At 33.4% G+C, this 9,773-nt stretch carries 10 protein-coding genes and 1 pseudogene; 2 read left to right on the top strand and 9 right to left on the bottom strand.

Going from position 1 to position 9,773, the window contains the following annotated elements:
• Nucleotides 1-66 precede the first annotated feature (66 nt).
• The gene (locus tag EKG35_RS21685) at nucleotides 67-399 is read right to left on the bottom strand and encodes a DUF4181 domain-containing protein (protein WP_126296247.1); all 333 of its coding nucleotides are present in this window, start codon (nucleotides 397-399) and stop codon (nucleotides 67-69) included.
• Nucleotides 400-797: 398 nt separating this feature from the next.
• Here EKG35_RS21685 and pssA point away from each other — a divergent pair, with 398 nt between their 5' ends.
• On the top strand, nucleotides 798-1,484 hold the full coding sequence (pssA, locus tag EKG35_RS19685) for a CDP-diacylglycerol--serine O-phosphatidyltransferase (protein ID WP_126296246.1): 687 nt from the start codon (nucleotides 798-800) through the stop codon (nucleotides 1,482-1,484).
• A gap of 195 nt (nucleotides 1,485-1,679) precedes the next feature.
• Nucleotides 1,680-2,165 (top strand): DUF2062 domain-containing protein, encoded by a 486-nt coding sequence (locus tag EKG35_RS19680; RefSeq protein WP_126296245.1) that lies wholly within the window; start codon nucleotides 1,680-1,682, stop codon nucleotides 2,163-2,165.
• A 615-nt stretch (nucleotides 2,166-2,780) separates the two neighbouring features.
• On the opposite strand, the pseudogene EKG35_RS19675 reads toward EKG35_RS19680, so the two are convergent.
• The 8 genes and pseudogenes from EKG35_RS19675 to EKG35_RS19640 form a co-directional block, all read right to left on the bottom strand.
• Nucleotides 2,781-2,968: pseudogene (locus EKG35_RS19675) on the bottom strand (arsenic resistance protein); the annotation flags it as partial.
• Nucleotides 2,969-3,177: 209 nt separating this feature from the next.
• Nucleotides 3,178-3,423 carry a hypothetical protein gene (locus EKG35_RS19670; protein WP_126296244.1) on the bottom strand — a complete coding sequence of 82 codons (246 nt, stop codon included), beginning with the start codon at nucleotides 3,421-3,423 and terminating at the stop codon, nucleotides 3,178-3,180.
• A gap of 259 nt (nucleotides 3,424-3,682) precedes the next feature.
• Nucleotides 3,683-4,159: a hypothetical protein gene (locus EKG35_RS19665; RefSeq protein ID WP_126296243.1), complete on the bottom strand. Its 477-nt coding sequence runs from the start codon at nucleotides 4,157-4,159 to the stop codon at nucleotides 3,683-3,685.
• A gap of 176 nt (nucleotides 4,160-4,335) precedes the next feature.
• Nucleotides 4,336-4,896, bottom strand: a complete 561-nt coding sequence (locus tag EKG35_RS19660) for a hypothetical protein (protein WP_126296242.1) — start codon at nucleotides 4,894-4,896, stop codon at nucleotides 4,336-4,338.
• 249 nt (nucleotides 4,897-5,145) lie between these two features.
• Nucleotides 5,146-5,616, bottom strand: coding sequence for a FixH family protein (locus EKG35_RS19655; RefSeq protein WP_126296241.1), 471 nt, complete (start codon nucleotides 5,614-5,616; stop codon nucleotides 5,146-5,148).
• A gap of 27 nt (nucleotides 5,617-5,643) precedes the next feature.
• Nucleotides 5,644-7,011, bottom strand: a complete 1,368-nt coding sequence (locus tag EKG35_RS19650) for a PepSY-associated TM helix domain-containing protein (protein WP_126296240.1) — start codon at nucleotides 7,009-7,011, stop codon at nucleotides 5,644-5,646.
• A gap of 11 nt (nucleotides 7,012-7,022) precedes the next feature.
• Nucleotides 7,023-7,595, bottom strand: coding sequence for a DeoR family transcriptional regulator (locus EKG35_RS19645; protein WP_126296239.1), 573 nt, complete (start codon nucleotides 7,593-7,595; stop codon nucleotides 7,023-7,025).
• A gap of 417 nt (nucleotides 7,596-8,012) precedes the next feature.
• A complete protein-coding gene (locus EKG35_RS19640) occupies nucleotides 8,013-9,647 on the bottom strand; it encodes an AMP-binding protein (RefSeq protein ID WP_126296238.1) in 1,635 nt (544 codons plus the stop codon).
• Nucleotides 9,648-9,773 lie beyond the last annotated feature (126 nt).

Below are 9,773 nucleotides of genomic sequence, written 5' to 3'. Positions count from 1 at the left end.
TCGACACTTTAACAGTAGAGTGACTTGGGGTGGCTGGCAAGTCTATTTTTTTGCACTAAAAAAGTGCTAGACTCTGTACAAATTCGTTGCACTAGTCTGCACTTTTATTATGCAATACACATCTCTTTCATATCTCCACTCCATTAAGGCACGGAAAAGGTTCAGTATGACAAAATAAAATATAAGCAGGTGAAATACATAATCAATTAAAAACCAAAATAATATAAGGAATATTACTAAAATACTGCCCTCAACCCATCTTTGTAACTCATTGACGCCTTTATAGATAAAACCCTCACGTTTTTCAATTCCAAATTTCTTTCTTATATAAATTTCTGAAAGTATTCCTAATCCAAATATGATTATGGAAGAAATAATAAAACTTATCAAAAATCTCACCCCCGTTAGTCATCCATAAATTAATCTTCATTTACACTTAGCATATCGATTACTTAACATATTTTACCATAAAGTTAATAGATTTTATTTTAGAAAATGGACCCTTAATGAAAAAACAACTTACCTTACTACAGGTAAGCGACCTATTGCGGAAAAATATCTTCTATTTCAGAGTATATTTATACTGAGTAGCAAATAACTTTGTTTTGTTCAATTTAAGAACCCGATGAAACCTAAAAGAGATACTCATTTCCTTCTAGCAACATATGAAAAAATACATAATCGACACACCCTAATGTAAGTGATAAAATAGTAGGATTCGAGATGAATATATAACCATTAAATAGAGCAAGAAATACTGTTCGATATTTATAATTAAAAGTAGTAGGTGATTGAGTATGCGCTTTACAAAGAGTATCCCCAATATGTTAACTTTAGGTAATTTATATTGTGGTTTTCTTTCAATAGGATTTGCTGCAAATGGTCATTTTAAAAACGCGGCGATTTTGATCATAATTGGTATGATGTTAGACAGTATGGACGGTAGGTTAGCTAGAGTTTTAAAAGCTGATAGTACTTTAGGTAAAGAATTAGATTCCTTAGCAGATATTGTTACGTTCGGAATCGCTCCATCTTTTCTAATTTACTACACTTATTTTTATCAATTTGGATTACTAGGATTGGCAGTTGCTGGATTGTTCCCGTTGTTCGGTGCTTTTCGATTAGCGAGATTTAATATTAGTACCAATAAAACGTCTCAAAAATATTTTATTGGCGTACCAATTACTGCAGCGGGTGGTATTTTAGCATTACTTAGTTTGTTTGGTTATCTTATTCCGAATATTATTATAACAGTTATCTTTACGATGCTTTGTTTTTTAATGGTTAGTAGGATAAGAATACCCAGTTTAAAAGAAGTACCGCTACCAAAGTACGGCACAATTGTTACGATTTTTTTAGGATGTTTATTATATCTTATATATAAAGGAACTTACGGAAAGTTTCCTTACCTAATATATATTGCTGCCCCTACATATATAATTTATTTATTAAATCTATTAGTCAAAAGGATAAAAAATAGTTAATGTATTTAAATAACTGCCTTTTTTTCATCTAGAAGCAAGGGATTTACTAATAAGTTAATGGGAATAACTTTTCCTTTAAAATTTCCCCTAATGGGTGTTTATTGCTGCAGTTGCACCGGAAAAATTATCGTAATAATACACTACAAACATTGACTCTTAAAATCGTGTTAAGGTACTTAGAAAGGATATACATAGATGAAAATAACACGTAGAATTAAATTTAATTTAATCCGTTTATTTCGACTTAAATCTAGTCCACATCATGTAGCATTAGGTCTAACTATGGGTCTTATCCCAAGCTGGATTCCTACATTCGGGCTAGGTCCCGTCCTTTCGGTTGGTTTGGCAAGACTAGTAAAGGCCAATACAGTTTCAGCCCTTATTGGTGGTATTATAGGAACTCCTATTTGGCCACTACTTTTCTTATTAAATTATAAAGTTGGGAGCTTAATTTTCGATGGGAAATCAAAGGTAGATGAACTTGATGATGTTGAATACATAAATGCTATTCATCATACCTATAAAGGTATTGTTGGCCCTCACTCCAGTGGATTCTTATTTCTATCAGGTGCAGTTATCAATATACTAATCTCATCAACCCTAGTTTACTTTATTGTATATCTCCTATTTAAGAAGTGCCGGGTGAGGATTTTAAATAAAATTAGAAGAAACTGTAGTTGAAGATAACTTTTAACGATAACTTGAAGTTTATCGTTGCGCTGTATACGTCTACTATGCAATAAAAGAGTTGCTCGTGTATCAGGAGTTTTAATCAGCTGCAATCGAGAACATTTGATTAAACATACTCCAATAAACTCTTCTTCATTATCGTACTAACGTTCTTAGTGGTAAAAACAAAATATAATCCCTGCATACCTACGCTTGTAATGAAGTAAACTATTTTTTAAAAGCACAAATGATTATGCTCTATATTAGTTTGACTTTACAGTAAAAATTTGGATAATTATGAATATAGGGGAAAAATTATATTAGGAGAAGGAGAGATAAACGATGTTCGATCAAGTTGGGTATTTTCTTTTAGAAGCTTTGGTAGTTTTAACGGTTGTGGGTATTGTGTTTGGAGTCCCTCTTGGGGATACACTGTTTAGAAAAAAATAAGACCTAATATCTTGTATTTCGTTTCTATAAAATTCTAATTGCACAAATGAAATCCCTGCTTTCAGTAAAAAAGTAGGGATTTTTGACGTTTTAGATATTGGTGGAAAATAGTGGACCATATTGAAGACGACTAAGCGATTTCTATGTATTGTTCATTATCAACATGAGGAAGAATAACTAATCTTTATTTTTTGGAGAATCTTTCAATATCAAATTAGGTACTGCCTTTATTAGATTAATTCTCCTATTAACTTCACAATAGTTTGTGTTGCAATCACAGCCGCCGCTTTATTTGCCCAAGACTCAGGTAAAGCTAATGCCAAAGGAAGAACAACAAGGGAGTTCCGTGTTCCAGCGCTAAAGATAGTGCTCTCTTTCAATTCCCTACTTCTAAATAAAATAACTAAATATGCTTACAGAGTTTTAAATGGTTTCAATTAAACTGTAAATAACTCAATTTTATTGCCTAAAAACATTTTCCTTTTTCTAGAAGGCAACCCATTGTTGAATATTGTTATTTAACCAAAGCCCACGTTAGCGTAACGGCTTATATTACATATACATTTTAAACTCATCAGAAAATAGAATTAATCTCAATTAAGTCCCATACTTCCTTAATTTCTTTCTCGTCCAATTTAACTTTTATAAGCAAATCTTCAATATCTTCTCCAATAATTTCACTTGCAGAATCATAGAACCTCCAAAACATAAATTGACCTGTTCCAGAACCAATATAGTATTCTTCGTCTTTATAAAAAAAGTGAATTTCTCTGCCCATACTTAAATCCCTAAGAAATTCCTCATAATTGTATTGTTCCATATGTTTCAACTCCTATTATAGGAACTCATGCCTCCGTTTAGTTCAACAAACAATTTTAATCAATGTTCCATCCGGCTTAACTGCTTCCAAAGGGCATTTAGGTGAGTTTTCTCCAGTGAGAATAATTTTTTTCTCAAGAATCTTTGATAGATTCTTTATAAATTCAAAAATCATTAGCATTAGCTTTGCTTCTAACTTCTTTTGGGTCATATCAAATTCTATATCGTTTTCTGAAAAGAAGTGACAATTAATGGATTAGTTAATTCAAACTCGACTTAGTAGCTTTAAATTTTGTGAGAATGTTGTAAAACAATTCAAGCAACAATCTATTAATAGGAGTTAATATCGGTGTTAATATTAATGCGTAAACGCTACCCCAACCCAAAGTACCTAATTCATTTACACCAATCGTCTCTCTTTTTTGAATTAATCCTCGTACAATATATTCGCCCGTTAATGCTCCTAATGTTGAAATATACCATATCAAAAAAAGCGTTACGAAAAAACTTAGTATCCACATTTTCTTATTTGAAGGAGTATCAATTCTAAAAAAGTACGTTGATAAATATATGAAAGTAATTACACAAGGAAATAAAGCAGCAAAGTATAACCAACTCTCACCCCAAAAAGATACATATCCCCCAGCTATTCCTTGACCAATAAACATGAAAATAAATGAAAAGCATACTGAAAGAACTGCTCCAAATGAAGCTCCAATTAATATTCCTTTTATCATGTTTTCACCTCACATTAAAAGAGAATTTATCATTCTTAATTAATCATGCACGTTATGTTGAATAAGAAAGTTAACATTATTTTGTTATCTGTTCAATTACTTTACCGTCTGAAAACAAGCCTAAAATAGTAGAGCTTATAAGTTTTTCTCCTTAAGTAACTAAAAATCAAAACTTCTCAACCTTCCTCTATATAAAGCAATTTTCCTTCAGAAGAGTAGGCAGAAACCATGTTTACACTTTCATTACCGTCCTCCTGCTCAGATAATAAATACCAAAACCTTCTATCCTTATTTTTTACAATACTTGCCTCTCTTTTTATATTGTCATATTCAACAATAATTTTATTAATCTTAGGGTCAATTATTTCACCTAAGAATACCATTGTATAAAGACTGTCTTTATCCAAGGAAATATCCCCTTTATGCCAAGCTGACTGACTTAATGTAAAAGATGTTATATCGCCAATATCATACTGATAACCGGAATGTCCTCGATAACCCCACCCATCTTCTTTACTAGTAAAGTGCAGAACTCCATATCCATCTGGAATTTGAAAAAGAGAGAATGCATCATTATCCGTTATTTCCTTTTTATAAATAATATCTGCTGATGGAATACCACTTTCTAATGAAGCTTGTTGTATCGTATTTAATTCTGTTTCTATTTCATCATCTACGTTTTTACAACCTGAAATGATTACAATAAGTACGAATAATATCGAAAATATTAATTTCATCAAGACACCCTTTCACTACCCATTACATTAAATCCCAAATAATTGTTGAAGTGCAGTACTTCACAACCTTAACTATATACTAACATATATATCCAATTTTCATTATAGGTGTTATTCGGTCCCTTCAATGAAAAAAGCACTTTCCTTATTCTAGGAAAGTGCTTGATTGTTGAATATTGTAAAGCTAAGTTAAATGAATAATCTTATACTCTCTAAAAGAATAAAATCTAAATATTTAACCCCTTGTATTTAGTGATGGTGTTCATGGACTTCTATTTCGCTTTGTGCCCCTTTTCGCAAGAAGTCTAGATCACTTTCAGAAAGTTCCCCTACAACAAATTGTTTTCTAGGCATAATAATGGAACCCTTATTCCCTGCGTGTACTTTTACAAAGTATAGACCTTCACTGTCAAAATCTTTACTGATACTGTAAGTACCGTTGCCCAGATTATTGGCTTCTTCCATATAATACTTTACAGTGCCATCTTGTTTCCATATCTCAAAATGAACAAAATCTGCATCCTTCACTTTTTCTCCCTCTTGGGTAAGATTAACCTGGATAGTCTCTTTTTCATTATCTGAAAAATTGTTGGGAATAATGATTTCCGCCTCTAGGGGAGTCTCTTCTTTATATAATTTTTCCACGTTCGGTTTAAGGGAACATCCACTAAGTACAGCACTTATAATAAGGATAAAAATAATAAAAATATTTTTTTTCACTCCAAAAGCCACCTTTTACATATTGAATTATGCATTTAAGAACTTCCGTAACCTAGGAATTCTTTTAATAATTAGCCAATCTATTGCTAGAACTACAATAAGAGACAAACCTACCAAAGGAAATACTATTCCCAGACCAATCATTAATAGAAGGAAAAATTTCATTTTCTTAATACTAATCGCTTTTGGAGCCCCTAAATCTTTTTTCGGCTTACGTTTCCACCATAAGTAAAAACCACTAACTGCTACTAGAATGATGCCCAGACAAATTAAAAGGCTAATTAATTGGTTAATTAAACCAAACTGAGTACCTTTATGTAAAGTTATTCCCCAGGCAACTATCTTACCTATTAAACCATAATTATCATAGCGGTAATCTGCCAGAACAGCTCCTGTATATTGATCTATATGGATTGTGGCTTCATCCTGAGCTTTTGGAGGGAATGCAGATAACGTAAAAACTCCTTCTTTATCATTTGGGAAAATAACCGTATAACTTGGATGCATTCCTTCACTGTTCGCTATTTCAACAACCTCATCAATCGAAATAGGAATAAGCCCTTGAACTTCCGACTTCGGTACTTCCAATGTTTCTGCTGCCCATGGAACATCTGCTATATCTTTTGTCTGGACTATAGAGGAAGGGGCATCTCCTATCCATACAGATGGCGGATATCCAAAGCCCGTATTAGTAACAAGTGCCTGGAACTGATTTCCCCAAAAACCTGACCACGGCAAACCTGTCATAATCAGAAATAACATCCCTGCTGTAATCCAAAATGCAGGTACCGCATGAAGGTCTCTTCTAAAAATCTTTTTCCCCTTATTAAATCTGGGAATAAGTACACCAGACAAGTCTTTTTTCTTCCTTGGGAACCATAAAAAAAGACCTGTAACAATGAGGACTATCGCCCAGCAGGCAGCTAATTCAACAATTCGATCCCCCAAAGTTCCAGCCATTAATTCCCCATGAAATTCTTCAATCCTATCCATTATACGATCAGCATTATTTAACTCTCCAAGTGATTTCCCTGTATAGGGGTCAATAAAAACTGTCAAAGACTCATTATCTGATGTCATTATACTTACTTCGCTCGAACGTTCATCATTTTCTCCCGGACGATACTTTGTCACTACCGAATCAGGGTACAACCTTTTGGCCTCTTCAATTTGCTCTGTGGCTGTTATTCGATCTCCTTGTGGATTAACCTCGTAATAATCTTGATAAATAACATTCTCAATTTGTGACTTGAATAAATATATAGAACCCGTTATAGCTAGAATAATAAGAAATGGTGCAAAAATAATCCCTGCATAAAAATGCCATCTCCATACTGTTTGGTACAGGGATGCTTTTGTATTTTTTTTATTTGTTGCTTCTTTTATAGAACTCATGTTTTTCCACCTCACTCTTTATGACAACAAGCTTTGCTATTCATTTCTGCTATTATGGCTTGAATAGCTTCGTTAAAACTATATATTTCCCCTCCAAATCCCTGCTGGAATTTTGCAGCTTGTTTCATAGAATCAAAGACAATGACTTGTGGCTCGCAGCAATTCAAGTTGAGTTCCGCATTCAAAAGAAAGGCAGCCGTTTTGGCACTTATCGTTGTATCTTTCAAAAAGTCACGGCAAATAATCTGCGAGACTTCATTTTCAATATCGTTATATCTTAGAAGACCACAATGTGGGCAGCAAGCTTGTTCGATTTGTTGATTCTTTTTTATTAACTGAACCGAAAATCTTGAGTTTGTATCTTTATAGCAATAAGAACATCGATTTGAGGAAGTGTGTGTTTCCATAGAAAGTGTAATGCCATTTGATGTTTTAAAAACTTTTTTTTGCGCTATTAAAGGCTTTAAATCTCGGTAAACAGTCATTTCAGCTACTTGCAGTCTTTTGCTGATTTCTGAAACTCGCAGTGTTCCCTCATTATCCAGCCATGATAAAATTTGTTGTTGTCTCTCAATCGGTAACATTTTACCCCACCATTCTTTAGGAGATTATTAATACTCCCCAATATATCCATAAAGTAAGAATGGTTTAATTATACATTAAAAGAGAATAATTTATGTTAATTCATGTGAATAATTGTTGAACTTTAACAATTCCAAACATAAAAAAACCCATTTTATAAATGGGCTTTCTCTTTTATCTTAACTATAGAATTGTTTACAAAAGCTTCTAAAACTTTTATATATAAAAGCATATATCTTACTTTTTAATGAATTTTGAATGTTGTTCTTTATTCCATAATGTAATAGCAGTAGCACTACGAGAGTATGTAAATTAATGTAAAGAAAGCTATATCTAATAATTAATAATTTGATGCTATTAAGCTAAACAGTGCTACCTAAATAATGAACCTAATGGATTCTATTAAAGAATCCTTTGCATTATTTAACAACTCCAGCAAATTGCTCTCTTAATTTATATTTTTGAATTTTACCTGATGCTGTCATTGGATAGCTATCTATAAAGAGAATGTACTTCGGAATTTTATGCCGTGAAATTTTATTTTTACAATAGTCACGGATTTCTTCCTCTGTCGCCGTTTCACCTTCACGCAAAATGATGAACGCTGCTACTTCTTCACCGTATTTTTCGTCCGGTACTCCGACAATTTGCACGTCTAAAATTTTCGGAAATGTATAAAGGAACTCTTCTATCTCACGTGGATATATATTTTCCCCTCCACGAATAATCATATCTTTTAAACGGCCAGTTATTCTGACATAGCCATTTTCATCCATTGTTGCGATATCTCCTGTATGCAGCCAGTTATCGGCGTCAATTGCTTCTCTCGTTGCATCAGGATTGTTATAATATCCTTTCATAACATGATAACCGCGCGTACAAAGCTCCCCATGCGTATTAGGAGGCACTTCTTTGTTCGTTAATGGATCCACAATTTTCACTTCTACATTTGGTAATGCTCTACCCACTGTTTCTACTTTTAAATCAAACGGATCATTTGCTCTTGTCTGTGTAATGACAGGGGAAGATTCAGTTTGGCCATAACAAATCGTAACATCTTTCATTCCCATTTTCTGAATGACAGCTTTCATTACTTCCACCGGACAGTTTGATCCTGCCATTACACCTGTACGTAATGATGAAAGGTCAAAATCCGCAAAATTTGGTAAGTTCAATTCACTAATAAACATCGTTGGAACACCGTGAAGTGCCGTACATTTTTCTTTTTCCACCGTTTGAAGAACGACTTCCGGATGATAATCTTGAACGGGCACCATTGTTCCTCCACAGCTTACAATCGCTAATGTCCCAATAACACAACCAAAGCAATGGAAGAAAGGCACCGGGATACATAGTCGATCTTCATGAGTCAATTTCATACATTCTGCAATATTAACGGCGTTATTAATTAGATTAGAGTGAGTTAACATAACACCCTTTGGAAAGCCTGTCGTTCCGGAAGTATATTGAATATTAATGACATCATCATAATGGAGGGATGCTTTTCTCTCAGCTAGTTGTTCATCCGTAACAAGGCTTGCGGCATTTAAAATATGTGACCAATTGTAAACTCCACTGTAGGAATTCTCACCTAAAATAATGACATTTTTTAATTTTGGCAATCGCTTGGATTTTAATTGACCTGGCTTGCAATGTTCTAATTCCGGACACAATTCAAATACCGTATCAATAAACCGATGATCCTTTACTTGTTCAATCAATATAAGTGTTGTGGAGTCCGATTGTTTTAATAAATATTCAAGTTCAGTGGAACGATAATTTGTATTTACCGTAACGAGCGGTGCACCCATTTTTCCAGTGCCAAATTGCAGCGTTACCCATTCAGGTGTATTTGTTGTCCAAACTGCAATATGTTCGTCTTTTTCAATGCCAAGTGCCATTAAACCTTTCGCTACTTGATCACATAGTGCATCCAGCTCTTTATACGACATTCTTAAATCCCTGTCTGAATAGACAAGCGCTTCCCTATTCGGATATTGTTGCGCTTTTTTCTCTAACAATTGACCAATCGTTTGGTAAAGTAAATCTGCCACTTAACTCCTCCCTCTATAAATGTTGATATATCAACGGTTTGACCCGTTTTATCTAATAGAAAAAATATTTTTTAAAGAATAATATTTTAGTATTTTACAATACTTCAATTCATTTACAGTTTGAGG

Origin of the sequence: Lysinibacillus telephonicus, from assembly GCF_003966145.1 — a bacterium.
In the GTDB taxonomy this organism is placed as follows: Bacteria; Bacillota; Bacilli; order Bacillales_A; family Planococcaceae; genus Ureibacillus; species Ureibacillus telephonicus.
This window is presented reverse-complemented; position numbering and strand designations above follow the sequence as displayed.